This window comes from Pseudidiomarina terrestris (assembly GCF_030466375.1).
In the GTDB taxonomy this organism is placed as follows: Bacteria; Pseudomonadota; Gammaproteobacteria; order Enterobacterales; family Alteromonadaceae; genus Pseudidiomarina; species Pseudidiomarina terrestris.
Genome location: NZ_JAGGJE010000001.1, coordinates 93,023 through 117,884, shown reverse-complemented (window position 1 = coordinate 117,884; position 24,862 = coordinate 93,023). Strand labels below are relative to the sequence as shown.

At 51.8% G+C, this 24,862-nt stretch carries 25 protein-coding genes; 19 read left to right on the top strand and 6 right to left on the bottom strand.

Going from position 1 to position 24,862, the window contains the following annotated elements:
* Positions 1-88 precede the first annotated feature (88 nt).
* Complete coding sequence (locus J6J28_RS00550; protein ID WP_301719309.1) at positions 89-2,101, top strand: prolyl oligopeptidase family serine peptidase; 2,013 nt, start codon at positions 89-91, stop codon at positions 2,099-2,101.
* Entirely contained in the window at positions 2,082-3,140 is a 1,059-nt protein-coding gene (locus J6J28_RS00545) for a GGDEF domain-containing protein (RefSeq protein ID WP_335342737.1), read from the top strand. The genes J6J28_RS00550 and J6J28_RS00545 overlap by 20 nt, the downstream gene beginning before the upstream one ends.
* Here the strand turns inward: J6J28_RS00545 and J6J28_RS00540 are convergent.
* From J6J28_RS00540 to coaD, 4 genes are all read right to left on the bottom strand, one after another.
* Positions 3,124-4,305 carry an ABC transporter permease gene (locus J6J28_RS00540; protein WP_301719307.1) on the bottom strand — a complete coding sequence of 394 codons (1,182 nt, stop codon included), beginning with the start codon at positions 4,303-4,305 and terminating at the stop codon, positions 3,124-3,126. The genes J6J28_RS00545 and J6J28_RS00540 overlap by 17 nt on opposite strands.
* A complete protein-coding gene (locus J6J28_RS00535; RefSeq protein WP_301719306.1) occupies positions 4,302-5,228 on the bottom strand; it encodes an ABC transporter ATP-binding protein in 927 nt (308 codons plus the stop codon). The genes J6J28_RS00540 and J6J28_RS00535 overlap by 4 nt, the downstream gene beginning before the upstream one ends.
* Before the next feature lie 167 nt (positions 5,229-5,395).
* Positions 5,396-7,000 (bottom strand): phosphoenolpyruvate carboxykinase (ATP), encoded by a 1,605-nt coding sequence (gene pckA, locus J6J28_RS00530; RefSeq protein ID WP_301719305.1) that lies wholly within the window; start codon positions 6,998-7,000, stop codon positions 5,396-5,398.
* A 137-nt stretch (positions 7,001-7,137) separates the two neighbouring features.
* Entirely contained in the window at positions 7,138-7,623 is a 486-nt protein-coding gene (gene coaD / locus J6J28_RS00525) for a pantetheine-phosphate adenylyltransferase (protein WP_301719304.1), read from the bottom strand.
* Between the two features lie 114 nt (positions 7,624-7,737).
* On the opposite strand from coaD, the gene J6J28_RS00520 reads away from it, so the two are divergent.
* The 6 genes from J6J28_RS00520 to ubiA are packed head-to-tail and all read left to right on the top strand — an operon-like array spanning position 7,738 to position 12,589.
* Positions 7,738-8,931, top strand: coding sequence for a glycine C-acetyltransferase (locus tag J6J28_RS00520; protein WP_301719303.1), 1,194 nt, complete (start codon positions 7,738-7,740; stop codon positions 8,929-8,931).
* A 14-nt stretch (positions 8,932-8,945) separates the two neighbouring features.
* On the top strand, positions 8,946-9,974 hold the full coding sequence (gene tdh / locus J6J28_RS00515; RefSeq protein WP_301719302.1) for an L-threonine 3-dehydrogenase: 1,029 nt from the start codon (positions 8,946-8,948) through the stop codon (positions 9,972-9,974).
* A gap of 23 nt (positions 9,975-9,997) precedes the next feature.
* Positions 9,998-10,321 (top strand): thiosulfate sulfurtransferase GlpE, encoded by a 324-nt coding sequence (glpE, locus tag J6J28_RS00510; RefSeq protein ID WP_301719301.1) that lies wholly within the window; start codon positions 9,998-10,000, stop codon positions 10,319-10,321.
* A gap of 1 nt (position 10,322) precedes the next feature.
* On the top strand, positions 10,323-11,174 hold the full coding sequence (locus tag J6J28_RS00505; protein ID WP_301719300.1) for a rhomboid family intramembrane serine protease: 852 nt from the start codon (positions 10,323-10,325) through the stop codon (positions 11,172-11,174).
* A complete protein-coding gene (locus J6J28_RS00500; RefSeq protein ID WP_301719299.1) occupies positions 11,164-11,751 on the top strand; it encodes a chorismate--pyruvate lyase family protein in 588 nt (195 codons plus the stop codon). The genes J6J28_RS00505 and J6J28_RS00500 overlap by 11 nt, the downstream gene beginning before the upstream one ends.
* Positions 11,744-12,589 carry a 4-hydroxybenzoate octaprenyltransferase gene (gene ubiA / locus J6J28_RS00495; RefSeq protein ID WP_301719298.1) on the top strand — a complete coding sequence of 282 codons (846 nt, stop codon included), beginning with the start codon at positions 11,744-11,746 and terminating at the stop codon, positions 12,587-12,589. The genes J6J28_RS00500 and ubiA overlap by 8 nt, the downstream gene beginning before the upstream one ends.
* On the opposite strand, the gene plsB is transcribed toward ubiA, so the two are convergent.
* Positions 12,586-15,039, bottom strand: coding sequence for a glycerol-3-phosphate 1-O-acyltransferase PlsB (gene plsB / locus J6J28_RS00490; protein ID WP_301719296.1), 2,454 nt, complete (start codon positions 15,037-15,039; stop codon positions 12,586-12,588). The genes ubiA and plsB overlap by 4 nt on opposite strands.
* A gap of 144 nt (positions 15,040-15,183) precedes the next feature.
* Here plsB and lexA point away from each other — a divergent pair, with 144 nt between their 5' ends.
* The 6 genes from lexA (at position 15,184) to J6J28_RS00460 (ending at position 20,735) form a co-directional block, all read left to right on the top strand.
* Complete coding sequence (gene lexA / locus J6J28_RS00485) at positions 15,184-15,804, top strand: transcriptional repressor LexA (protein ID WP_301719295.1); 621 nt, start codon at positions 15,184-15,186, stop codon at positions 15,802-15,804.
* Positions 15,801-16,217 carry an SOS-response cell division inhibitor gene (locus J6J28_RS00480; protein WP_301719294.1) on the top strand — a complete coding sequence of 139 codons (417 nt, stop codon included), beginning with the start codon at positions 15,801-15,803 and terminating at the stop codon, positions 16,215-16,217. The genes lexA and J6J28_RS00480 overlap by 4 nt, the downstream gene beginning before the upstream one ends.
* Positions 16,218-16,549: 332 nt before the next feature.
* Complete coding sequence (gene coxB, locus J6J28_RS00475) at positions 16,550-17,638, top strand: cytochrome c oxidase subunit II (RefSeq protein ID WP_301720778.1); 1,089 nt, start codon at positions 16,550-16,552, stop codon at positions 17,636-17,638.
* A gap of 13 nt (positions 17,639-17,651) precedes the next feature.
* Positions 17,652-19,271, top strand: a complete 1,620-nt coding sequence (ctaD, locus tag J6J28_RS00470) for a cytochrome c oxidase subunit I (RefSeq protein WP_301719293.1) — start codon at positions 17,652-17,654, stop codon at positions 19,269-19,271.
* Positions 19,264-19,842: a cytochrome c oxidase assembly protein gene (locus tag J6J28_RS00465; protein ID WP_301719292.1), complete on the top strand. Its 579-nt coding sequence runs from the start codon at positions 19,264-19,266 to the stop codon at positions 19,840-19,842. The genes ctaD and J6J28_RS00465 overlap by 8 nt, the downstream gene beginning before the upstream one ends.
* Positions 19,843-19,853: 11 nt before the next feature.
* On the top strand, positions 19,854-20,735 hold the full coding sequence (locus J6J28_RS00460; RefSeq protein ID WP_301719291.1) for a cytochrome c oxidase subunit 3: 882 nt from the start codon (positions 19,854-19,856) through the stop codon (positions 20,733-20,735).
* 29 nt (positions 20,736-20,764) lie between these two features.
* On the opposite strand, the gene J6J28_RS00455 is transcribed toward J6J28_RS00460, so the two are convergent.
* A complete protein-coding gene (locus J6J28_RS00455) occupies positions 20,765-20,980 on the bottom strand; it encodes a DUF2909 domain-containing protein (RefSeq protein ID WP_301719289.1) in 216 nt (71 codons plus the stop codon).
* Between the two features lie 27 nt (positions 20,981-21,007).
* On the opposite strand from J6J28_RS00455, the gene J6J28_RS00450 reads away from it, so the two are divergent.
* Genes J6J28_RS00450 through J6J28_RS00430 form a run of 5 tightly spaced genes read left to right on the top strand, consistent with a single transcriptional unit; the run spans position 21,008 to position 24,862 of the window.
* Complete coding sequence (locus J6J28_RS00450; RefSeq protein WP_301719287.1) at positions 21,008-21,736, top strand: SURF1 family protein; 729 nt, start codon at positions 21,008-21,010, stop codon at positions 21,734-21,736.
* The gene (locus tag J6J28_RS00445; RefSeq protein WP_301719286.1) at positions 21,733-22,278 is read left to right on the top strand and encodes a hypothetical protein; all 546 of its coding nucleotides are present in this window, start codon (positions 21,733-21,735) and stop codon (positions 22,276-22,278) included. Before J6J28_RS00450 ends, J6J28_RS00445 begins: the two co-directional genes overlap by 4 nt.
* A 3-nt stretch (positions 22,279-22,281) precedes the next feature.
* Positions 22,282-23,265: a COX15/CtaA family protein gene (locus J6J28_RS00440; RefSeq protein WP_301719285.1), complete on the top strand. Its 984-nt coding sequence runs from the start codon at positions 22,282-22,284 to the stop codon at positions 23,263-23,265.
* Between the two features lie 37 nt (positions 23,266-23,302).
* Positions 23,303-24,199 (top strand): heme o synthase, encoded by an 897-nt coding sequence (gene cyoE, locus J6J28_RS00435; RefSeq protein ID WP_301719284.1) that lies wholly within the window; start codon positions 23,303-23,305, stop codon positions 24,197-24,199.
* Between the two features lie 39 nt (positions 24,200-24,238).
* Entirely contained in the window at positions 24,239-24,862 is a 624-nt protein-coding gene (locus tag J6J28_RS00430) for an SCO family protein (protein ID WP_301719283.1), read from the top strand.

The following is a 24,862-nucleotide window of genomic DNA, read 5'->3' as shown; positions in this document are numbered from 1 at the left end:
CCAAAGGTTAGAGTGGCTTGATTTCGTGGGAAGTCAACTATTTTGCTGCTACTATGGAGAAGGAAAATAACATGTATAGGAGAAAACGATGTTCCTTCGGATAGGTCTCACAGCACTTTGTGCGGCACTTAGCATGAGTGCCTCAGCTCGTGATATTTCACTCACAGAAACAGTCACAACGCAGTCCATCAATAGCGTTGCCATAAGTGATGATGGCCAGGTGGCCGCCTTTACCCGGGTTTCACCGCGTACGCCCTATGTTGATGACGATGGCGGTTCCTTTGTAGAACTTTTCGTTGTTCGTGGCGAGAACGAGCCGGTGCCTTTCATCTCCGACAAACAAGGTGTCAGTGACGTCAGCATTCATGGTGACTTTATTTACTTCACCAGCAAACGTGATGGCGATGACCACACCAGTATTTACAAGATATCCCTCAACGGCGGCGAAGCTCAGAAAGTCTTTGAGCACGAGAACGGCATCTACACTTATGCACTGAGTGCCGATGGTCGTTACCTTGCTTTTACTGCCCGTGCCGCAGCTGATAAGACCGAGAAAAAGCTCGCCAAAAAAGGGTTTAAAGCCGAAGTCTACGAAGAAGAAAACGAGTTCACCCACGCCTGGTTTGTTGACTTAAGTGCCGAGTCACAAATTGCAGCGCAACTGACCGACGACCGTCAGGTGTTCTCGGTTGCCTTCCGTCCGGATCAGGAACAGCTTTTACTGCGCACAGCACCGACGCCGTTGGTGGATGACAGCTACATGAGTAGCAAATATGAGCTGGTTTCTTTCGCCGGCGTGCAGGAATCAAGCTTCGCTACCGTAGGGAAACTGGGTAAAGCAGAGTTTTCACCAGATGGTCGCTACCTGGCGGTGATTGGCGCGGCGGATTACAATGATCCAGCCACCGGCCGCTTGTACGTTTTCGACCTGCAGAACGACAACAGTGTCCGTGATGTATTGCCCGACTATCCCGGCCATGTTCAGGATATCGACTGGCGCAATAACGATGAACTGATTTACCTCGGTCACGTTGGCACCGAATCAGAAGTACATGCCATCACCATGCAATGGCTCGAAACACGGCCACTGCTTGAGCCCGGTAATGCCATTGTGGTGGACATCGAAGCAGCGCCAGGTCAGACCGGTGTTTACGCTCGCGCACACCGCGCTGAACATCCAACGGAGCTGTTCCGACTGGAAATGCAAAGTATGATTCGCCTGACCAACTCCAATCCCTGGTTAAGCGAAATCACTATGCCGACTCAGGAAACCGTAACCTATGAAGCGCGTGACGGTCTCGACCTGCAGGGCATTCTGGTGTACCCCACTGATTATCAGGAAGGTACCCGCTACCCATTGATTACCGTGGTTCATGGTGGCCCTGAGGCACACTACAGCAACGGCTGGTTAGATCGTTACTCCAGCCCAGTGAAGCATGCCGCACAGCAAGGCTACGCTTTGTTCTTCCCGAACTACCGAGGCAGTACTGGCCGTGGTGTGGAATTTTCTAAGTTGGGACAGAACGACTACGCTGGTAAAGAATTCGACGACATCGTGGATGGTAAGAACTTTCTGGTTGAGCGCGGCATCGCAGACGGCGATCGCGCAGGTATTACCGGCGGTTCCTATGGCGGCTTCGCATCAGCCTGGGGCGCGACAGCGCAGACCGAGCATTGGGCAGCCAGTGTCATGTTTGTCGGCATCAGCGATAACATTTCCAAGTTCGGTACCACCGACATTGCCAAAGAAATGCATGCCGTACATGCCCGTAGCTACCCGTGGGAAAAGTGGCAATGGTACCTGGAGCGCAGCCCGATTTACCACGCAGAAAAAGCCCGGACCCCGATTTTAATTATGCACGGTAAAGAAGATACCCGGGTGCATCCTAGTCAGTCCATGGAGCTTTATCGCTATCTGAAAACCCATGGTAACGTGCCGGTACGACTGGTGCTTTACCCGGGCGAAGGACATGGTAATCGCCGCGTCGCGGCACAGCTCGATTACAGCATGCGTCTGATGCGCTGGATGGACAGCTTCTTAAAACAGGGTGCAACTGAAGCACCTGCACACGAGCTTCCTCATGCAGAGCACATCGACTAGTATCAACTCACCATTGGACCCGCGTTATCGGCGGGTCCAATTTTTACGTTCACTGCTATGGGTCCTCATAGTGGTGTCCCCAGTCCTTGCCATTATTAATCAGCTTTTCGATCAAAATCACCTTATGATCGCCCTCGAATACCTGCTCTTTGCGGTCGCTATTGGTCTTTATATCTGGCTTCGCTATCGCCCTCAGCATGTGATTGTTATCAGCTGGATTGTCACGCTTATCATTGCCATATTAATCGCGGTTTACGTAGTGATAAGTAAGGGGCAATCCTACGCTCTTTATTGGCTGGCCACCTTCCCGCCCATCGCTTATTTTCTGCTAGGTGGCAAAAGGGGTCTGATTACCAGTGTCATATTTTTTGCACTGTGCTTTATTTTTCTCACGCAGGCCACAGATGACTGGGAGTCTGCACCTTTTACGTTGCACTCGCTGAACAATATTTTCATCGCAACTGTCGCACTTATTATTATTCTTCGTCACATTGAACAAACCCGTGCTGAAGCTTTTCACTACCTGGAAGAACACAGCCAAAGGCTCGAGTATATCGCCGTAACCGATCGGCTCACCGGCTTATATAACCGCGCCAAGCTGGATAGTGCATTAAGCGATGCGTTGCGCAAAACCAAGCACCATCAGCGCGAGTTTTCGGTTGTTTTATTGGATATCGATCACTTCAAGCGCGTCAATGATACCTACGGGCATCAGGTTGGCGACAGTATTCTGGTTGAGCTCGGTCAGCTGCTACGCTGCAATGTGCGCAGTACTGATGTCGCGGGCCGCTGGGGGGGTGAAGAATTCCTGCTGGTGCTGACGGAACATACACGCCAGCATGCAGTGATGCATGCCGAACGTCTACGTCACGCCATCGAGGCTTATGAGTTCCGTGATGGTATTCGCATCACGGCAAGCTTTGGTGTAGCTTCTTATCGCCCCGGAGATGATGAATCCAGTATCATCAAGCGGGTCGACCAGGCGCTTTATCGCGCCAAAGACGAAGGCCGCAATCGCACCATCAGCGACGCCCAATAAAGGCGCGTCCCATCATTCGCCAGGAAGGCTCTTTGCCATACATGGTAATGCCCATGCTAAACAGCCGGATGGCGGCAGAACGAATGGTATAGGTCATTAATAGCAGTAACAGTAAACTGCCCAGAACTTCCCACCAGCTTACGCTGCCGTCTGCGATGCGCAAAGGCATCACCGCAAAGGAGGTCAGTGGAAACCAGGATAGAATCTGGGCAAGAATGCCCTGTAAGTTATCCATCACGCCAAAGCCGGCACCAACAAAGAGTGCCGGAATTAACATCATCGCGGTGCGTCCCGAGTGATTCGGATCATCAATGGTTGCGGCAAAGCCTGCCATCAAAGCATTGATCATCACCAGTCCAACAATGGCAAACACAGTGGTGCTGCCCAGAACCGTCCAGTTAATGGACGGGAAGTCTAACGGGCGGCCTTCAATCACCATCATTAACAACGACACCAGAACAATAATCAAAAGCACAGTGGCCATGCTTTTCAGACAGTGCAATGTAATTCCCAGAATCTTGCCATCGATCCACTCGGGCGGGCGAATTATGGTCAATAGCTGTTCCGTTACCCGTTGTTGTTTTTCCTGGGTGATGGCGGTCATCATCAAGCCAAAACTACCGAAAACGCCGACCATAATGCTGACCAGAATCAACATCGGAATCACCTTGCTGGCGGAGCGGCTGGTTTCTTCCTCTCCACGCTGCACGGTGATCGACACCCGAACGGGGTCGTTGAGCAGCGCTATCTGACTCGCGTCGAGGGGCAGTGCCTCAAGCTTTTGCTGTTGCAGCCAGGCCTGGAGTTGCGCCTGCATGCGGTCCTGCCAACCACTGGTGTTTGCTGCCCATAGTTCGGCTCCATAGCCCTCTTCCGGACTCGCGGAAACACGCAATACACCACTGTAGTTTTCACCGAGCTCGGTAAGCGCAGTGGTGGTATCTGACACCGGTTGCCATTTAATGTTGGCAAGCTCCGGTAAGGTCACTGGGGCAACAACAGCAACGGTATGAGTCTCTTCCAGCGCAGTTTTTAACACGCCCCAGCCCGCGGTCACACCGAACAGTGCCCCGATCAGGACCAGTGAAAAGAGTTCTTGTTTCCATTTAAAAAAGCGGCGGAATTCAAAGCCGCCAATCCGGATAACCTGGCGCCAGTGTTTCATGAGTTCACCTCCGCGCGAACGGCTTGTAAGTAGAGATCATGCAGTGCTTGTCGCTGGGGGCTAAACTCAGCCACTGGCGCAATGTCCTGCAGTTGCATCAGTAACTTGTCAGCGGCAAGTTGATCATCGCAGGTCAGTTCAAAACGGGTGTCGCTCAGAGGCACAGCCTCAATCACACTTGTCAGTATCGATATCTGCTCCGCCTGCACCGACTGGGTAAACTCCACCTGCAGTCGCTGCTGCTGAACCAGTTGCTGGCGTACCTCTGCCAGACTGCCCTGTGCAATCACCGCGCCCTTATTCATCAACACCAGCTTATTCGCCATGCGCTCGACCAATGCCATCTGATGGGCGCTTAAAATGACGGTGGTTCCGGTACTACGTAAGTCATTAAGCACGCTCAGCACAAATTCCTGATTCATGGGATCAAGTCCAGAGAAAGGCTCGTCCAGCATGACCACTTGCGGCTCATGAAGTAAGGTTGCGATCAGCTGAATCTTCTGTTGATTGCCTTTCGATAGTTGGCGCATGGGTTCACTTGCACGGTCAGTAAGTTCGAACCGGTCCAGCCAGCGCTGGATACTTTGTTCCGCTCTGGTTTTATGGACACCTCTCAAGCGGGCGATGTAACGAAGGTTATCCAGGACCGTGCGCTCCTGATAAAGCCCCCGGTCTTCGGGAAGGTAGCCAAAGGCAGTGCTGGGTAATGCCGTCAAAGGCTGCTGATCCGCTGCGGACCGATAGACAATCTGGCCGCTGTCCGGCTGAGTTAAGCCCACCATCATGCGCACCAACGACGACTTGCCCGCACCATTGGGGCCCAGTAACGCGAGGATCTCGCCACCTTTTGTAACCAGACTCACCTGGTCGACAGCCCGTACCGTGGCGTACTCTTTGGTGACATTATTCACTTCAACGTACATGGATGGTTCTCCAGCTCAACAAGGGATCGCTAGAGATTATTCCACACCACGCCCGATAAGGTCGGTAACTTTAGTTAATAATTTGTTTGCAAATGTGTCGGAGAGCGCTCTGCCGGGCATAAAAAAACCCGCCAGAAGGCGGGTTTTTATTATCTTTTCGTTAGCTTTTACTTTAACTGAGGTCCGGCAGCAACAAGTGCCTGACCTTCTTCATTATCGGTAAATTTTTCGAAATTAGCTACGAAACGGCGCGCCAGATCGTTTGCTTTCAAATCCCACTCAGCGACATCTTCGTAGGTCTTACGCGGGTCGAGTAAAGAGGTATCCTCAACGCCATGCAACTGAGTTGGCATTGCCAGGTTAAAGTAAGGCAGATTCACAAACTCTGCGTCTTCAATGCTGCCATCCAGAATCGCGTCAATAATGGCGCGTGTCGCTTTGATCGAGATACGTTTGCCACTACCGTTCCAACCAGTATTCACCAGGTAGGCTTCTGCACCAGCGGCTTCCATACGCTGCACCAGTACTTCGGCGTACTGCGTTGGGTGTAAGCTTAGGAAAGCTGCGCCAAAACAGCTCGAGAAGGTCGGGGTCGGCTCGGTAATACCGCGCTCAGTACCTGCCAGTTTGGCCGTGAAACCTGACAAGAAGTGGTACTTGGTTTGCTCTTTGGTGAGTTTGGAAACCGGAGGTAATACGCCAAATGCGTCTGCTGTCAGGAAGATAACCTTCTTCGCATGACCCGCTTTGGAGACCGGCTTAACGATGTTATCGATGTGATAAATCGGGTAAGAGACGCGTGTATTTTCGGTTTTTGACCCGTCGTTGAAATCGACAGTACCGTCGTCGCGAACAGTTACATTTTCCAACAAGGCATCACGGCGGATCGCATTATAGATATCCGGTTCAGCTTCTTGCGATAAGTTAATGGTTTTGGCATAACACCCGCCTTCGAAGTTAAACACGCCGTCATCGTCCCAGCCGTGTTCATCATCGCCAATTAACTGACGTTTTGGATCTGTTGAAAGGGTGGTTTTACCCGTACCTGACAGGCCAAAGAAAATTGCTACATCGCCGTCTTCGCCGACGTTTGCGGAGCAATGCATCGAGGCAATTCCCTGCAACGGCAGGAAATAGTTCATCATCGAGAACATGCCTTTTTTCATTTCGCCGCCATACCAGGTGCCACCGATCAACTGGATGCGCTCGGTGAGGTTAAAGGCGACAAAATTCTCTGAATTCAGCCCATGTTCCTGCCATTTTGAATTGATGCACTTGGCACCATTCATTACCACAAAGTCAGCTTTGAAGGTCTTCAGCTCTTCCTCGGAAGGGCGGATGAACATGTTTTTTACAAAGTGGGCCTGCCACGCGACTTCGGTAATAAAGCGCACTGACAAACGCGTATCTTCGTTAGCACCACAGTAGGTATCAACAACGAACAAGCGCTTACCCGACAACTGACCGGTGACGGTGGTTTTCAGGTCCGCCCAGATCTCCGGCGAAATCGCCTTGTTATCATTTTTACCCTGATCAGCCCACCACAAGGTGTCTTTGGTGGTTTCATCACGCACAATGTATTTATCTTTGGGTGAGCGACCCGTAAAGATACCAGTATCCACGGCGACAGCGCCAAGATCAGTAACTACACCTTTTTCATAGCCTTGAAGATCGCTGCGCGTTTCTTCTTCAAAAAGCTGGTCATAGGAAGGGTTGTGAACGATTTCAGTGACGTCTGTAATGCCATAACGGCTTAAATCCAGATCAGTCATGGGGCGGACTCCTGCGGGTCTAGTCTGAGCAAAAAAGAAAGAAACAAAAAAAGAAACGAATTTTGGGGCGCGATTCTAACCTGAAATCATCAAAAATGGTAGCTTCGACCGCGCATTGCAGTGCCATTCAGCAGCTCTTAACGCGATTTTATCTTTTCATTCAATGCGTTTGCGACTCGGGTATCGGTGAACTGTCTGACATCGCCATGGTGCAGAGCCACTTCTTTGACCAGCGTTGAGGAAATAAAGGAATTTTCTTCTGAAGGCGTCAGAAACACGCTTTCAAGACCCGGATACAGACGTCGGTTCATGTTTGCCATTTGAAATTCGTATTCGAAGTCAGACACTGCTCGCAAGCCACGAATCAAGACGGTAGCTCCGTGCTCTTTGGCAAAATCGACCAGTAATCCGCTGAACCCGACCACACTGACATTCGGTAGCTGATCGGTTACCTGCCGCACCAGCTCGACACGTTCGTCGAGGGTGAACATGGGGTTCTTGTTCGGATTATTTGCAATACCAACCACAACTTCACTAAACAGGTTTGCCGCACGCTCTATAAGATCGGCATGACCGTTGGTAATGGGGTCGAAAGTCCCTGGATAGATAGCACGCTTGTGCATGAATTTTCTCCGGCAACAGAAATGAGGATGCGCGATGCCCTGCAGATCAGGTAAACTATAGGACAAATCCTATGGATTACATCCGCGTACGCTATTCAAAGCACGGAGAATTACATGAAGAACGATTTTTATCAACAGCTAGATAGCCAGCTGGAAGAGTTACAGCAAGAAGGCTTATACAAAAAAGAACGCATTATCACCAGCGAGCAAGCAGCTGAGATTCAGGTGGGTGACGGGTCCTCCGTTCTCAATTTCTGCGCCAATAATTATTTAGGTTTGGCCAATCATCCTGACCTTATTGCTGCTGCTAAACAAGGGCTCGACGAGCACGGCTTTGGTACTGCATCGGTGCGTTTTATTTGTGGTACCCAGGATATTCACAAAACCCTTGAGGCCAAGCTTAGCGACTTTCTGGGCACCGAAGACACGATTCTGTACTCGTCCTGCTTCGATGCTAACGGCGGTTTGTTCGAAACCCTTATGGGACCCGAAGATGCCATCATCAGCGACGAACTTAACCATGCCAGCATTATTGACGGCATTCGACTGAGCAAGTCCAAACGCTACCGTTATAAAAATAACGATATGAGCGATCTTGAAGCCCAGTTAAAACAAGCCAAGGCTGACGGCGCGCGCCATATTTTAATCGCCACCGATGGTGTGTTCTCGATGGATGGCGTGATTGCTAACATGAAAGCCATTTGTGATCTGGCCGACCAGTATGGTGCGTTAACCATGATGGACGACTGTCACGCGACTGGCTTTCTGGGTGCCAGCGGTAAAGGCACGCACGAATACTGTGGCGTATTAGGTCGGGTGGATATTATCACCGGCACGCTGGGTAAGGCGCTTGGCGGTGCATCAGGCGGCTACACCTCAGGTAAAAAGCAAGTGATTGACTGGCTCCGCCAGCGTTCACGTCCTTATTTGTTCTCGAACTCAGTGGCGCCAGCGATCGTTCAGGCCTCCATTCGTGTATTAGAGATGTTGGAAGAAGGCGACGAGCTACGCCAGCGCCTGTGGGACAACGCAAACTATTTCCGCACGGAAATGACGAATGCCGGCTTCACCTTGAGTGGTGCTGATCATGCCATCATTCCAGTGATGATCGGCGACGCTAAACTGGCTTCAGAAATGTCTGACCGTCTCTTGGCTGAAGGCATTTATGTGGTCGGCTTCTCGTTCCCTGTGGTGCCGCGTGGCAAAGCTCGCATCCGTACGCAAATGTCGGCTGGGCATACGCGTGAACAGTTGCAACGAGCTATCGATGCTTTTATTCGTATCGGTAAAGATTTAGGCGTCATTTAAACGCGGAGGAGCTTATGAAAGCTTTAGCAAAATTACACGCTGAACCTGGCATTTGGATGACCGATGTCGAGCAACCCGAATACGGTTATAACGACCTGCTCATCAAGATTAAGAAAACCGCCATCTGCGGCACCGACGTACACATTTACAAGTGGGATGAGTGGTCGCAAAAAACCATTCCGGTGCCTATGGTGGTGGGTCACGAGTACGTAGGTGAGGTTGCCGCCATGGGTGAAGGCGTACGTGGCTTCGCCAAAGGCGACCGCGTCTCTGGCGAAGGGCACATTACCTGTGGTCACTGCCGTAACTGTCGTGCCGGACGCCGCCATTTATGCCGCAACACTGTAGGTGTTGGCGTCAACCGTCCCGGCGCCTTTGCCGAGTATCTGGTGATTCCTGCCGATAACGCCTTTAAGCTCCCCGACGATATCAGCGATGACCTTGCTGCCATTTTTGACCCCTTTGGCAACGCTGTGCACACGGCCTTAGCCTTTGATCTGGTAGGTGAAGATGTGCTGATCACCGGCGCGGGTCCGATTGGTATCATGGCTGCCGCGGTCGCGCGTCATGTGGGTGCACGCCACGTTGTTATTACCGATGTGAACCCTTACCGCTTAGATTTAGCGAAAAAGATGGGTGCGACCCGCGCGGTTGACGTGAGTAAAGAAAAGCTCCGCGACGTGATGTCAGAACTTGGCATGAAAGAGGGCTTTGACGTCGGCCTGGAGATGTCCGGTGTTCCCTCTGCGTTCAGTCAGATGCTGGAAACCATGAATCATGGCGGCAAAATCGCAATGCTTGGTATCCCGCCGCAAAGTGTCGCCATTGACTGGAATCAGGTCATCTTTAAGGGCTTGGTCATCAAAGGTATCTACGGTCGTGAAATGTTCGAGACCTGGTATAAAATGGCGAGTTTGTTGCAATCCGGGCTCGACCTGTCGCCTATCCTGACGCACAACATGCCCGTCGATGAATTCGAAAAAGGTTTCGAAATCATGACCTCAGGCCAGTCGGGTAAGGTTATTCTCGACTGGGAAGCCTAAGCCACTAAAAGAAGGATGTTACCATGAGCGAGTTCAGCCGAATCAATACCGCTGCAGCACATGAACTATGGCAAAGCGGAACGGCAGCTTTTGCCGATATTCGCGATGCCCGTTCATTTGCACTCGGGCATATCCCGGGCTCGGTGCATTTGACCGATGCTTCGCTCACCGACTTCCTTGCCGATCTGGACGACGACCAACCTGTAGTCGTCGTCTGCTATCACGGTAACAGCAGCCAAGGTGCCGCGCAGTATCTGGCGCAGCAAGGCATTGAGCCAGTCAGCAGTCTCGACGGCGGATTTACCGCTTGGGCGCAGTTTTACCCCGACGCGGTGGAGCATAGTTAACATGCAAAAATTACTGACCACCCGCAACGCCGATATGATGAAACGCCTGCACAGTTTTCTCCAACGCCGCGGGGTGCCAGTAACCGTCAGCGAACATGGCAACCAGCTTGAGCTCTGGCTCGTACAATCAAGCTACAGCGCTCTTGCCAAGGACCTCATAGCTGAATTTAAAGCCGACCCCGACGGCGCTGAAGCAGAGTTGGAGCAAGCGTCTCAAGCGTCCCCAAGAGCACAACAAACGCCTTCGCTGGTGCAGCAACTACTGCGCCAGGCAGGTCTGGTCACCATCATTTACGCCGTTCTTGTATCCCTTGTGTTTGCCCTGCTCAATACCCAACTGGCAATGCCTTTATTTGAGAATCTGCGTATCAGCGATAGTTTCACGGATCTTCCCTGGCTCCAGCCCTGGCGTTTCTTAACCCCAACGCTGTTGCATTTCAGTGTGCTTCATTTCCTCTTTAATGTGTTCTGGTGGTGGTATCTGGGTGGTCGTTTCGAGCGTGCCTACGGCTCCTTGTATCTGCTGATCGCGCTGGTGGCCTGTGCGGTGTTCTCCAATGTCATGCAATTCATGGTAAGCGGGCCCTACTTTGGCGGGCTTTCTGGTGTAGTTTACGGGCTCTTTGGCATCGCCGTGGTGGTCGCCTGGCAGCGCCCTGCCCACCCGTTGTTCTTACCCATAGGTCTCATCGGCTTTATGTTGGTCTGGCTGTTGCTGGGTTATACCGATTTGCTATGGGTCAATGTTGCCAATACCGCACACTCCGCAGGTCTGATTGCCGGGCTCGTGTTGGGCATCGCTATTCGTGTCATTGAACATATTAACAAAACCAACACCGCGCATGGCAGCTGAGTTTCCTGAGATCCGTTTCCCGGTCGTCGCACAAGGCGGAGAGGCGAACTGGGATGCTCCACAGGCTACGGCAAACTGGTCTTCCTGTGCCAAAGACTGGCTGTTAGATCCTGACTCACTCACGGCGAAGCTGAAATCACGCTGTCAGCAGTTTAGCGTCCAACTTTTAGGTCAACATGAAGCCTCGTTACTGGCTGATGAGCAGCGCTGGCTGGGCCAGCAGCAGGCCTGCGTCGTACGCGAAGTCATCCTTTGGTGTGACCAGCAACCCTGGGTTTTTGCCCGCAGTGTGTTTCCGCTGCAAGCCCTTGCCCAGCAGCAGCTGGGGCTGAAGCAGCTGGGCGACAAGCCGCTCGGCGAACACTTGTTCAAACAGCCGGATTTACGCCGCAGTAGCGTCGAAGTCTCGAGTTTTGCGCCTGACTCAAAAGTTGGCCAACTGCACCAGCAGCTCGGTTTCCCCCCTGCTACACTATTTGGCCGTAGAAGTTGTTTTACCGCCGCTGCCCAGCAAGTTCTGGTCGCTGAAGTTTTTATTGGCGCCTCACCTTTAGCACAGGAGAATTCCGATGACTAACCCTTACTGGCGACTGATGCGCGCCGATCGTCCTATCGGCACCCTGTTACTGGCCTGGCCCATGCTCGCTGCACTGTTGATTGCCGGCGCGGGCAATCCACCGCTGAAGGTTGTGGTGTTATTTTTAATCGGCGCCTTCGTTATGCGCTCTGCCGGCTGCGTCATCAATGATTTCGCCGATCGCGCAATTGACGGCCACGTGACGCGAACCAGACAGCGTCCGCTGGCCACAGGAGAAGTGAAAAGCTGGCAAGCGCTGCTGCTCTTTATCGGTCTGCTCATCATTGCTTTTCTGATTGTACTGCAGTTCAACAAGGCAACCATTTTATTGAGCTTTGCAGCGGCCGGAGTGGCGATACTCTATCCTTTCTGCAAACGCTTCACCCAGCTGCCGCAAGTGGTTCTCGGTATCGCCTTCAGCTTTGGCATTCTGATGCCCTTTACCGCACTTGAGCAAGGTTTACCTCTTGCTGCGTGGCTTCTGTTTGCGGCGAACATCTGCTGGACCGTAGCCTACGACACCGAGTACGCCATGGCTGATCGTGCCGATGATATGAAGATAGGGGTGAAATCCACGGCGATATTGTTCGGCGGTTTTGACAAGCTGGCAATTGCCCTGCTGCAAGTGGCAACTTTAGGATTTTTGGCAGCCTTAGGGCATCTGCTGGTATTGGGTTGGATTTACTGGATAGCTTTGCTGGTGATTGTGCTGCTCTTTGTCTGGCAACAGTTCCTGATCTGGTACCGCGAGCCGCAACGCTGTTTCCGTGCGTTTTTGCATAACAACCACGTAGGATGGGTGCTCGCGGCGGCAATAGCCGCGAGCTACTGGTACTAGTCCTGCAGGCGGCGCTGCACCGATTGGCGGATGGTTTGAACCACCGCCGGCTCGAGCAGCCGATCAATGGTATCGCTGAGTTCGCCAACGTCGGCGTGGGCAACAAAGTTACCCTCGCTGTTGACCTCAATGAGATCTTGCCGTTTAAGGGTTGAGATCAGCGCGCTAAGCAACTTTTTATCAAAAAACTCAGGTGCATTCACACCGTGCATCGCACTTAAGCGCTCGGCCAGTTCCACTGAAGCCTGTTCCAGCTGTGCCCGACTCTCTGGCCCGCCCTGCTGCAGGAGTTCAAATAGAATCGCATAACGCTGCAGCGTTTCACCAGCCGCGCGGGCAAGTAATTCCAGTTTGAAATAAGCTGAACTATCACGAGCTGTGGTTGCGTAACTTCCGTCTTCCGTCTCGGTCAGCATCCTCTCGGTCTGCATGTGATCGACGATCGCCTGGGTCCAGAGTTTCATGTCCTCGCGGGTGTGGCTTATAAACAATTCTTCTTTTAACAACGGCTGCACCTGCTCAAGCAATTTCACCACGTCGGCAATCTCAAAACGGTGATGGGCGCAGGCAAAGGCAGCGACAATCGCCGGGACAATGACCATGTGCATGATGTTGTTACGATAGTAGGTCATCGCGATGGCCGAGGTGCCATCCAGCCGGATCATTTCACCCATGGTATCGGCCACCACAGTGAACTTATCGTGACGTTTCGCCAGTTGCCAAAGCTCTTCGCCTGACTCCGCAGGAACGTAAGCGTCCTTGCTGTAGGGGACATCGCGTAGCAGCTTGGTGTACACGTCGAGCTGCGCCACCAGCTCCTCGCGCGACAGGGTATGATGTTCAGCACTCAATAGCGCGAGTGCCGACAGGTTGACACTGTTCATGCCTGCGGCATCGTTGATGCGCTGCATGATTTGTTCCGCGACCAGATTCACTGTTGGCGTCAGCCACTTAGGACGCTCCGGCTCTTCAGCGCCATGGGTAATAGAGTCACGCCAGTTTGGCGTCAGTTTATCCAGCGTTTGTCCAACATTGATGGGCGCGCCAAAAGTGACGAAGCCCTGTCCAAAATTGCGCAAATGGCGCAGGCTGGAGATCACTTTCCATACGGATTCTTTTTCTTTGGACTTACCTTTGAGCTCTTTTAAGTAGGTGCCGACTTCCATGACATGTTCGTAGCCTATGTAGACTGGCACGATCGACATCGGCCGCTGCTGGCCACGCAACATACCCTGGATGGTCATGGCGATCATCCCCGTCTTCGGTGACAGTAAGCGTCCGGTGCGGCTGCGCCCGCCCTCTGTGAAGTATTCCACGGGGTAGCCTTTTTGGAACAAGCGGTTCAGGTACTCACGGAAAACTGCAGAGTACAGTTTGTTACCCTTGAAACTACGGCGAATAAAAAATGCGCCGCCGCGACGGAACAGCGGACCAGCGGGGAAGAAATCGAGATTCACCCCGGCCGCAATGTGCGGGGGCACCAAGCCCTCTTTATAAATAACGTAACTCAGCAGCAGGTAATCCATATGGCTGCGATGGCAAGGTACATAAATCACTTCGTGCCCCGCTTGAGCCAGACCCCGAATGCGCTCACCGCCTTCCACGTGAATGCCGTTGTAGATGCGACTCCACATCCAGCCCATGAAACGATCCAACATACGCACCAAGGTATCACTGTACTTGGCAGCGATTTCATCCAGGTAGTCATAGGCGCGTTGATGCGCCTTTTCGGGGGAAATCTTCTTACTTTTGACTTCATCGGCAATGGCTTTTTGCAAAGCCGCACTGGCCAGTAGCTCCTTAATGACGCGATCGCGGTGCGCTACTTTTGGGCCTGCCACCGCATGCCGTAAGCGCACAAAGTGCACCCGCGCGACCCGCGCCAGTTTGTGCGCGATACGCCGGCTCGAACCATGCTGATCGGTCATTCTCCGAAGACTAACCGGGCGGCTTCCGCGTACTAAAATGTTGCGACCTGAAAAGACCACTAACCAAAATTTACGCCAGCGGCCCGGATTATCAAGATCGGCAACCATAGTGTTGCCTTCGCGCAGCTCCTGCCCGGCCTTACGCCCCCAAAACAAGCCCAGCGGCACCAGCTGTACATTTAGTTTGCTTTCTTTCTCGTGGCTTTCCAGCAACTGCAGGAATTCTTCAATGGCGGCCTCACTGGTATCGGCTTTAGCCTGCTCGAGGTACATCACCCGCGCGTGCTCTGTGCCGTTAATCAATAAGGGGTCTGTTGGATCAGGTAGTCCAGCATCGCGTAAGGCGCGTTGCGCAACCAACAAGTCAGTGACTGATGTCGAGCGCATGACATACACCACATGTTGAGCGCCAGTATCAGCGGCAGTCTCGGCACTAATGGTTTCGTCAAAAATCACTTCGAAGCGCGTTAACCAACGCACTGGCCAATACATTACCTTGGCAACAAAGCCTCTCCAGCTCATGGACTTCCCTCACTAAAATAGACCCTTAAAGGATATCATTGATTCGGCTGGTTTGCTGACAGAAAAAAAACGTACAAAAAAGTTGCGATCTCAAAACACCTGTATATACTCACAGTATTACTGTATAGATAAACAGGTAAAAAGATGCGACCTTTAACGCCACGACAACAAGAAATTCTGGATCTTATCAAGGATACAATTGACGCTACGGGCATGCCACCGACGCGCGCTGAAATTGCGGCCCGGCTAGGCTTCCGCTCGGCAAACTCTGCCGAAGAGCACCTCAAAGCGTTAGCCAAAAAAGGCGTCATCGAAATGCTGCCAGGTATGTCCCGTGGCCTGCGTCTGGTCGGCGTTGAGGAGGAAGATATTCCTCAGGGCCTGCCTCTTATTGGTCAGGTCGCCGCCGGCGAACCGATCCTCGCACAGGAACATATCGAAAGTCACTATCAAGTGGACCAGAACCTGTTCCGTCCACACGCCGACTTTCTGCTTCGTGTAAATGGCATGAGCATGAAAGACATTGGCATTTTGGACGGTGACTTACTCGCAGTGCACAAAACCCAGGAAGTACGTAACGGCCAGATTATCGTCGCCCGCGTGGAAGATGACGTCACCGTGAAACGTTTCGAGCGAAAAGGAAATACGATCTTACTGCATCCAGAAAATGAAGAGTTTTCACCTATCCAGGTCGACCTTACTCATCAGTTCTTCACTATCGAAGGACTTGCGGTCGGCGTGATTCGAAATGGAGCATGGTTATGAGATACAACTATCCCCACGCGAGCCAGGAGCTTGCGGTCAATACCCTAGCTATTACTGATGACAGCAGCTTTTCAAGCGAGGAGTTTGCCAGTCTGATGCCGCGTATCCAGTCACTGGCATTACGCACTAAACAATGGGTAACCGTGATTGGTGGCAGTCGTGAAGCGATTCAGCAACTGGTTAATGCTGGCGTTAGCCGCTCGCGCATTCGCTGGGTCGCCGGACGTGACGCTGATCAGCGTGAATGGGCAACAGAGCAGGCACTGCTCGCCGGTACCAGCAGTGTCGTCCTCAGCTTTCTTGGTGATGTCTCATCATCGCGAGTTGCGCAACGCTTAAAAATGGCGCGCAAAGTAAGTCAGACCCATAGCTTTATTTTCCACAATCAACCTTCTCGATCCCCACTCCACTAATTGAGAAGGTTTTCCCTGCAAGGCTGCTTCGGCAGCCTTTTTTTTCAATCTAATCTGAAAAATCTTAACTTTGGCGGTGGCTTTTTCATCTACTCATGGTATTTTGTTCGAGCAGCTTACTGCTAACACACTAAATAAAAATAACTATTAAATACAAAACAACAAAAGGGTTAGTAGGGAAAGCGATTTTTCTCCACAGAAATGCTGTTCCTTTTTCTGCTCACCTCGTTGTTCTTCAGGCTCGCACTTCGGTGTATTCGCGGAATAATCCGCGTCGGAAGAATGAGAGGAGATGTCGCGTGAGTATCAGACTCATCACCGCGCTAACAGCAATGTTTCCCATTGCTGCGCAAGCGCAATCGCAGTTTAACCTAACTCAGGGCGTTACTGAGATTAGTCAGCGCGTTTACGACTTACACATGACGATATTTTATATCTGTTGTGTGATTGGCGTAATCGTTTTTGGGGCAATGTTTTGGTCAATGATTCGCCATCGCAAATCAAATGGCCGGAAACCCGCAACTTTTCACGAGAGTGTTAAAGTTGAGATTTTATGGACCATCATTCCGTTTTTGATTTTGATTGGTATGGCGATTCCCGCTACATCGACCCTTATCGCAATGGAAGACAGTTCAGAATCCGACGTCACTGTTTTAGTGACCGGCTCGCAATGGAAATGGCATTACAAATACTTTGACAGTAACGTCGAGTATTTCAGCCTGCTCGCAACTCAGCGCGATCAAATCGAGAACAAACTCGAAAAAGGCGAAAACTACTTGCTCGAGGTTGACCGTCCATTGGTCATTCCTACCGACCGTAAAGTTCGTTTCCTCATCACCTCAGATGACGTTATCCACTCCTGGTGGGTTCCGGACTTTGCTGTGAAAAAAGACGCCAACCCGGGTTTCATTAACGAAGCCTGGACCAAAGTCGATCAACCCGGTATCTATCGCGGCCAATGTGCTGAGCTTTGCGGTAAAGACCATGGCTTCATGCCAGTAGTCGTTATTGCTAAAGAGCCAGCCGAATACGACAAGTGGCTCGCCGCGCAGGAAGAGATTCAGCGCAAGGCAAAAGAAGAGGAACAACGTCTATTGGCCATGTCTATGGACATGACCGAGCTGATGGATCTTGGTGAACAGGTGTACCTGGGTAGCTGTGCCGCCTGTCATCAGGCAAATGGCGAAGGCATTCCAGGGGTATTCCCGGCACTCAAAGGGTCGCCTATGGCACTTAACGATATGGAAGGTCACATCGATATCGTAGTGAATGGCAAATCCGGCACCTCGATGCAGGCGTTTGGCAATCAGTTGAGCTTACGCGAACTTGCCGCAGTGATTACCTATGAGCGTAACGCCTGGGGTAACGACACTGGCGAAACCGTACAAGCTTCTGATGTTAACGCGTACATGAACGAATAAGGGAGACCTGACTATGAGCACAGTTGTTGGCGAGATGGATCAGCACGACGATCATCACCACCATGCGCCGTCGGGTGTTACCCGTTGGCTGTTTACCACGAACCACAAAGACATCGGCTCGATGTACCTGTGGTTCAGTTTCATTATGTTTTTGGTTGGCGGTTCAATGGCGATGGTTATTCGCGCTGAACTCTTTCAACCTGGACTACAACTTGTAGACCCCCACTTTTTTAATCAGATGACCACGGTACATGGTCTTATCATGGTATTCGGTGCAGTTATGCCGGCCTTCACCGGCTTGGCGAACTGGATGATTCCAATGATGATCGGTGCACCGGATATGGCCTTGCCACGGATGAATAACTGGAGTTTCTGGATTCTGCCGTTCGCTTTCGCCATTTTGTTAGCGTCACTGTTCATGGAAGGTGGCGGCCCGGCCTTTGGCTGGACCTTCTACGCACCGCTGTCGACCACTTACAGTAGCGATTCCACCGCATTGTTCGTGTTCTCCGTGCACATCATGGGTATCTCGTCGATCATGGGGGCGATAAACGTTATCGTTACCATCATGAATATGCGTGCACCCGGCATGACCTACATGAAAATGCCGTTATTCGTATGGTCCTGGTTTATTACTGCCTTCCTGTTGATAGCAGTCATGCCAGTACTAGCCGGCGCAGTCACCATGGTGTTGACAGATAAATACTTTGGCACCAGCTTCTTCGATGCCGCAGGAGGTGGTGACCCAGTCATGTTCCAGCACATTTTCTGGTTCTTTGGGCACCCCGAAGTTTACATCATGATCTTGCCGTCCTTCGGGATTGTCTCAGCAATTATTCCTGCGTTCGCCCGCAAACCTTTGTTTGGCTATGCCTCAATGGTCTATGCAACGGCGGCCATCGCCGGACTCTCCTTCCTAGTATGGGCACATCACATGTTCACCACGGGGATGCCAGTCTTTGCTGAACTCTTCTTCATGTACTGTACGATGCTGATCTCGGTGCCGACCGGGGTGAAAGTCTTCAACTGGGTTGCCACCATGTGGCGTGGCTCAATCACTTTTGAGACGCCCATGCTGTTTTCACTGGCATTCGTGATTCTGTTTACCATTGGCGGCTTCTCCGGCTTAATGCTGGCGATCACTCCAGTAGATTTCCAGTATCATGATACCTACTTCGTCGTCGCGCATTTCCACTACGTACTGGTCAGTGGTGCCATCTTCTCTATCATGGCCGCCGCCTATTTCTGGCTGCCAAAATGGACCGGCCATATGTACGATGAGGGACTTGCAAAACTGCATTTCTGGGCATCCTTAATTTCCGTCAACGTGCTCTTCTTCCCTATGCACTTTGCCGGTCTTGCAGGAATGCCACGGCGTATCCCGGATTACTCAATACAGTTTGCTGATATTAATCAGATCGTCAGTATTGGTGGCTTTGCCTTTGGCTTATCGCAGTTGATCTTCCTGTGGGTTGTTATCAAGTGCGTGAAAGGTGGCGAGAAAGCGCCTGCTAAACCATGGGAAGGTGCCGAAGGACTGGAGTGGACAGTACCATCACCAGCTCCGTATCACACCTTCGATACACCGCCTGACACCTCCAAGACACCACCTGAGGCACAGGACCATGGCTGAGCAACAAGGCAAACCTGACAACACCCGTATCGTCCGCCGTCTATTACTGACGGTGGTGGGGATGTTTGCGTTCGGTTTCGCCTTGGTGCCACTGTACGACGTGTTCTGTGATATTACGGGTTTCAACGGCCGCTTCACCGATGGACAAGCGGCCGCGAACACCAAAACAGTGGATACCAGTCGAACGGTTAACGTGCAATTTATTACGCGTGTGAATAAGGGCATGCCCTGGGGATTCGAACCTGAAGTCAACTCAGTTCGCGTGCACCCGGGCGAGACCAAGGTGGTCAACTTTCTCGCCAACAACCCAACGGGCGGCAATATGATTGCACAAGCCATTCCGTCCGTGGCGCCTGGCGAAGCCTCCCTGTATCTGAATAAGGTCGAGTGTTTTTGCTTTAATCAGCAACCACTCGCCGCGGGGGCGAAAACGGCGATGCCGATGCAGTTTTATCTCGATCCAGAGATTCCCGACGACATTCACACGGTTACCCTGTCATACACCATGTACGATATGACAGAAAACGCTACACCTGATGCGCTGGCTGCGATCGCACAGCCAGTAAACTGAGGATTTTTGCAATGGCAGAACAAAAACACGAAAAATACTATGTGCCTGCATCAAGTCCATGGCCGATCGTAGGCGCCATTGGCCTCGGCCTGATCGCTTTCGGTGCTGGACACACAGTCATTGATATGAAAAACGAAGCCGATGGCTGGGGCATTAACGTCCTGTTAGCCGGCATTGTTGTCATTCTGGTGATGTTGTTCGGTTGGTTTCGCGACCAGATCAACGAGTCAATGTCCGGACTTTATAGTAAGCAGCTTGGCCACTCCTACCGACAAGGTATGGCATGGTTTATCTTCTCGGAGATTATGTTCTTTGCGGCGTTCTTCGGCGCGCTTTTTTACGCGCGGGTTATCGCCGTTGAGTGGCTCGGCGGCGCCAGCAATAATGTCATGACCAATGAGGTTCTGTGGCCGGGTTTCGAGGCCATCTGGCCGTTGACTGAAACCCCTGGTGGCATTGAGTCAGGAGCCATGGGCTGGCTGGGACTGCCACTCTACAACACCTTGATCTTGATCACCTCCTCGTTCACCTGTCATTTCGCTCACGTTGGCCTGGAAAAAGGCAAACGTAAGCAGTTGATCGGCTGGCTGGGTGTGACCATTGTGCTGGGCCTTATCTTCCTGTACCTGCAAGGCGCAGAATACGTGCACGCTTATCAGGATTTAGGTCTGACGCTCGACTCAGGAATTTACGGTAACACCTTTTACATGTTGACCGGTTTTCACGGCCTTCACGTAACTCTGGGAACCATCATGTTAATCGTGATGTTCCTGAGGGTTTTAAAAGGTCACTTTACGCCAGAAGGCCACTTTGCCTTTCAAGCCACCAGTTGGTACTGGCATTTTGTGGACGTGGTCTGGGTATGCTTGTTTATTTTCGTTTATATACTCTAAAGCATGGACCCGCGGCCTACTGAATCCATTCAGTAGGGTCGCGGGTTAGGTTCCAGAAGACCGGAAGCCAGCAGCAATACAATGATAATAATGGCCAGCACGGAGGCACCTACGCGGCGCCCTAGATAGCGCGTCATTGGCGGTTTGGTCGGATCATTGCGCAGCATGGTAATTAAAGCGCGCATGAGGTTGTAGACCATGAATAACATGAGTAGTACCAAAATGAGTTTTGCAATAAAGACCATATTATTTTCCTCTTTCGGTTTAAGCTGATGCGCTACGGCACCACGTTAGCAACTCTAATAACTGTGCTGGCAATTGCCTTTTTGGTCAAGCTTGGATTTTGGCAACTTGACCGTGCCTCAGAAAAACAGGCTCTGTTTGACGACTTTAACAATGCTCAGTCCCAGGTCGATCAGAGTGCGTTTCAACCTTTGCCGGAAGACCCTGCAGCAAGCTCCCGCTATACTCCCGTCACTGTCACAGGTGCCTTTAGCGATAATTATTTACTGCTCGACAATAAAATCTTTAACGGCAAGGTCGGCTACCAGGTGATTGGACTGCTTAAGGTCAGCGATCGCCAGGCGCTCATACCGGTCAACATGGGTTGGGTACCCGTCGGCCAAGACCGCCGTCAGCTTCCCAATCTGCCTTTACCTGACGGCCAGGTCCAAGTGAACGGCTGGCTCTATCCAGCGAACGCCGATGCTTTCACTTTTGCTGAACAGATCGTCGAACCTAGCAGCAAAGCGCCGTGGCGCGTGCAGCAGCTGGATTTTAACGCCATAAGCGAGGCCCTGGAGCTTCCCTTAGCCAACTATGTAGTGCTACTCTCAGAACAATCGAATTTTGGCTGGCCGCGGCAGTGGTCTCCACAAGTCATGACCCCAGCTAAACATCAGGCCTATGCCATGCAGTGGTTTTCCTTAGCTATCGCTTGCCTGATCGTATTTTTCTTTGCCCGACGTTCCATAATCAGAACAAAAAAGGAATGTGAATGACTTCCGTAAAAAAATCTCGTGCCACCTTAATTGGCGTAATTCTGGCATTTGCACTGCCGGTGATCGGTGCCAAGTTCGTACTGGATCAAAGCTGGTACCAGGGTGCCGCCACTAACAAAGGCACCATGCTTATGCCGCCCATCAAGCTGAGCGACGAACTGCAATCACGGCTGCCCGAAGGCTGGCGCGTTGCTTTGGTCGCCGACAACGAATGTGGCGCAGCTTGTGTACAGGGTCTCTATGCCATGAACCAGCTTGATGTCGCCTTAGGCAAAGAAAGTGATAGGGTCAAACCCATCGTCTTTAGCCGGACGCCGCTAGATTTTGATCTCGAGCAGACGCCGTTGGTCATACCGATTATTTCTGACGAATTCCCCGCGGCTTTTGCAGACATCCCGCCGCACCGTCTATTTATTATTGATCCCCTTGGCAACGCGATGCTCCACTACGCGACCTTTTCAGAAGAAGAAGCCATGCGCGCAGAAGCAAAGAATTTGCTCTCGGATCTACGTACCTTACTTAAGCTCTCTCGAATTGGGTAATTTATGCGTACTCTGGTAAATTTAAGTTTAATTCTGGCGTTGGTCGTGATCGTACTGGGTGCTTACACAAGATTAACGGATGCAGGTCTTGGCTGCCCTGACTGGCCTGGGTGTTACGGTCACTTAAGCGTGCCTATGGATGTCGATAAAGCGGCAGCGGCGCAAGCACTGTTCCCGGACTCCCCTTTGGAGCATGAAAAAGCCTGGAACGAGATGATTCATCGCTATGCTGCCGGGACCCTTGGGTTATTTATTCTTTTTATCGCCATCAGCGCTTTAGTAAAAGCTCGCAAACACGCTGAAACACCGGTAAAGCTGCCCCTCTTTTTATTGGCTCTGGTGATTTTCCAGGCCGCGTTAGGCATGTGGACGGTCACTCTGAACCTACAGCCGTTGGTGGTCATGGGGCATCTGCTCGGCGGCTTTTCCACGCTGGCCTTGCTCTATCTGCTGCGCTTGCGCCTGAAACGTATTCACCTGCCCATGGGCGATGCCAAGATGCGCCCGCTGGCAAGCTTCGCGTTGTTCGCCCTCCTCGTGGTGGTTGCTCAGATTGCGCTGGGCGGTTGGGTGGCTGCTAATTACGCCGCCCTCGCCTGTACTGATCTACCTATCTGTGAGGGCGACTGGCAGAGCCAGTTAGACGTTGCCGGGGCCTTCTCAGTACCTGAGGCGGTCACTTATCAATACGGTGCGCACGATTACGCTGAACGTATGACCATGCATGTTGCCCATCGGATCGGTGCCATTATCACCCTCATTGTGGTCGGCATTTTACTATGGCGCGGCTTTAACCGGGCTCAGTCAGCTGTGATTCGCAGCAGTCTGAACTGGGTGGGCCTGGCCCTGGTAGTGCAAATCGCTCTTGGTTTAAGTAACGTTATTTTCATGCTGCCACTAAGTGTCGCCGTTGCCCATAATTTGGTAGGTGCATTGTTGCTACTGAGTCTGGTAGGCTTGAACTATAAAATCGTACGCCACGCTTAAAACAATAATAACCGCGTGCGAAAAGGAAGTAAGTTGTATGACAGAGATTACATATAAGAGACACGCTCACTGGCGTGACTATCTGGAATTAACCAAGCCACGGGTAGTTCTGCTACTCCTGCTCACCGCACTTGTCGGCATGTGTCTGGCCAGCCCTACCTGGGTCGGCTGGTCGGTGGTAGTGCCAGCCATGATCGGCATCGGCTTGATGTCGGGCTCGGCTGCCGCTGTCAACCATCTGGTCGATCGCCATATTGACGCACAGATGGCGCGTACATTGCGTCGGCCGCTGCCATCCGGTGTCTTGTCACCACGGCACGTGCTCAGTTTCGCCGCCATCATTGGTGGCCTGGGTTTCGTGGTGTTGGCAATTTGGGTGAACATGTTGACCGCCTGGCTCACCTTAGCCAGCCTGGTCGGCTATGCCATTGTTTACACGATGTATCTAAAGCGCGCGACGCCGCAAAATATTGTCATCGGCGGTCTCGCTGGTGCTGCTCCACCGCTCTTGGGCTGGACTGCTGTCACCAATGAGATTCATCCTCATGCGATTTTGCTGGTGATGATTGTCTTCACCTGGACACCACCGCATTTTTGGGCATTAGCCGTACATCGCGCCAAAGATTACGCCAAGGCCAACATCCCTATGCTCCCGGTGACACACGGTATCGAGTTCACCAAGACCTGTATCTTGCTGTACACCGTTTTGCTCGCCATTATCTGCCTGTTACCTTATATTGTCGGCATGTCAGGAATTATTTACCTGATCGGTTCGAGCATCTTGAGTATCTGGTTTTTACTTTACGCCTGGAAGCTTAAGTTTGCTCCAACCAAACATACCGCATATGGCATGTTCAGTTTCTCAATCTGGCAATTGATGGCACTCTTTGTGCTATTGTTAGTAGACCACTATGTTGTAACGCCAGCACTCTGATAGGAGTGTTGCAACGCTAATGCGAAGGTGCAGAAAACAATGCAGAAATTATTAGTTAGTGTGGTCGCTATTGTGGCATTACTTGCCGGGGTAGTGATCTTTAACAGCTTACCGCGTCCCGAGCCACAAGCACTGGTTTACGAACCACCGCGGGAGCTCGACCCCTTCATGCTAGAGGCTCACAATGGCGCCCAGCTGACCAATGCCGATCTTACCGGGCAATGGACCTTTCTGTTCACTGGCTATACCTCATGTCCGGATATTTGCCCGACCACCATGGCGGACTTTAAGAAAGCATTACCGCAGCTCGCTTCGGTGACCAACCGCCCGGTGAAAGTTTGGCTGATCAGCGTTGATCCACGCCGCGATACTCAGCAAAAGCTGGCGGACTACACGACCTATTTTGGTACCGAGTTTATGGGCGTACGCGCCGAGCATAAAAACCTTTACCCCTTCGTCAACGGTCTTGGTTTGATGTACTCGATTCCCGGCGAGGAAGAAGTGGATTACTTAGTGAACCACAGCTCTGCCATTGTCCTTGTTAATCCAGACGGCAACCGGCATGCCATCTTTAAAGCCAGTCACACGCCTGGCACGCTGCCGACGGTCGATATGGAGCAGATGGTTCAGGATTTCCAGCTCATCACCCAGCAATATCAGTAA

Bases quoted from the DNA above. Each gene is read 5' to 3' on its own strand.
- lexA (WP_301719295.1), top strand. From the start codon at position 15,184: ATGCGACCTTTAACGCCACGACAACAAGAAATTCTGGATCTTATCAAG.
- ubiA (WP_301719298.1), top strand. From the start codon at position 11,744: ATGACTAACCCTTACTGGCGACTGATGCGCGCCGATCGTCCTATCGGC.
- glpE (WP_301719301.1), top strand. From the start codon at position 9,998: ATGAGCGAGTTCAGCCGAATCAATACCGCTGCAGCACATGAACTATGG.
- coxB (WP_301720778.1), top strand. From the start codon at position 16,550: ATGTTTCCCATTGCTGCGCAAGCGCAATCGCAGTTTAACCTAACTCAG.
- coaD (WP_301719304.1), bottom strand. From the start codon at position 7,623: ATGCACAAGCGTGCTATCTATCCAGGGACTTTCGACCCCATTACCAAC.
- J6J28_RS00505 (WP_301719300.1), top strand. From the start codon at position 10,323: ATGCAAAAATTACTGACCACCCGCAACGCCGATATGATGAAACGCCTG.
- J6J28_RS00535 (WP_301719306.1), bottom strand. From the start codon at position 5,228: ATGTACGTTGAAGTGAATAATGTCACCAAAGAGTACGCCACGGTACGG.
- J6J28_RS00450 (WP_301719287.1), top strand. From the start codon at position 21,008: ATGCGCTACGGCACCACGTTAGCAACTCTAATAACTGTGCTGGCAATT.
- tdh (WP_301719302.1), top strand. From the start codon at position 8,946: ATGAAAGCTTTAGCAAAATTACACGCTGAACCTGGCATTTGGATGACC.
- cyoE (WP_301719284.1), top strand. From the start codon at position 23,303: ATGACAGAGATTACATATAAGAGACACGCTCACTGGCGTGACTATCTG.
- J6J28_RS00460 (WP_301719291.1), top strand. From the start codon at position 19,854: ATGGCAGAACAAAAACACGAAAAATACTATGTGCCTGCATCAAGTCCA.
- J6J28_RS00445 (WP_301719286.1), top strand. From the start codon at position 21,733: ATGACTTCCGTAAAAAAATCTCGTGCCACCTTAATTGGCGTAATTCTG.
- J6J28_RS00550 (WP_301719309.1), top strand. From the start codon at position 89: ATGTTCCTTCGGATAGGTCTCACAGCACTTTGTGCGGCACTTAGCATG.
- ctaD (WP_301719293.1), top strand. From the start codon at position 17,652: ATGAGCACAGTTGTTGGCGAGATGGATCAGCACGACGATCATCACCAC.
- J6J28_RS00455 (WP_301719289.1), bottom strand. From the start codon at position 20,980: ATGGTCTTTATTGCAAAACTCATTTTGGTACTACTCATGTTATTCATG.
- J6J28_RS00480 (WP_301719294.1), top strand. From the start codon at position 15,801: ATGAGATACAACTATCCCCACGCGAGCCAGGAGCTTGCGGTCAATACC.
- J6J28_RS00430 (WP_301719283.1), top strand. From the start codon at position 24,239: ATGCAGAAATTATTAGTTAGTGTGGTCGCTATTGTGGCATTACTTGCC.
- J6J28_RS00520 (WP_301719303.1), top strand. From the start codon at position 7,738: ATGAAGAACGATTTTTATCAACAGCTAGATAGCCAGCTGGAAGAGTTA.
- J6J28_RS00545 (WP_335342737.1), top strand. From the start codon at position 2,082: ATGCAGAGCACATCGACTAGTATCAACTCACCATTGGACCCGCGTTAT.
- J6J28_RS00500 (WP_301719299.1), top strand. From the start codon at position 11,164: ATGGCAGCTGAGTTTCCTGAGATCCGTTTCCCGGTCGTCGCACAAGGC.
- J6J28_RS00440 (WP_301719285.1), top strand. From the start codon at position 22,282: ATGCGTACTCTGGTAAATTTAAGTTTAATTCTGGCGTTGGTCGTGATC.
- pckA (WP_301719305.1), bottom strand. From the start codon at position 7,000: ATGACTGATCTGGATTTAAGCCGTTATGGCATTACAGACGTCACTGAA.
- plsB (WP_301719296.1), bottom strand. From the start codon at position 15,039: ATGAGCTGGAGAGGCTTTGTTGCCAAGGTAATGTATTGGCCAGTGCGT.
- J6J28_RS00540 (WP_301719307.1), bottom strand. From the start codon at position 4,305: ATGAAACACTGGCGCCAGGTTATCCGGATTGGCGGCTTTGAATTCCGC.
- J6J28_RS00465 (WP_301719292.1), top strand. From the start codon at position 19,264: ATGGCTGAGCAACAAGGCAAACCTGACAACACCCGTATCGTCCGCCGT.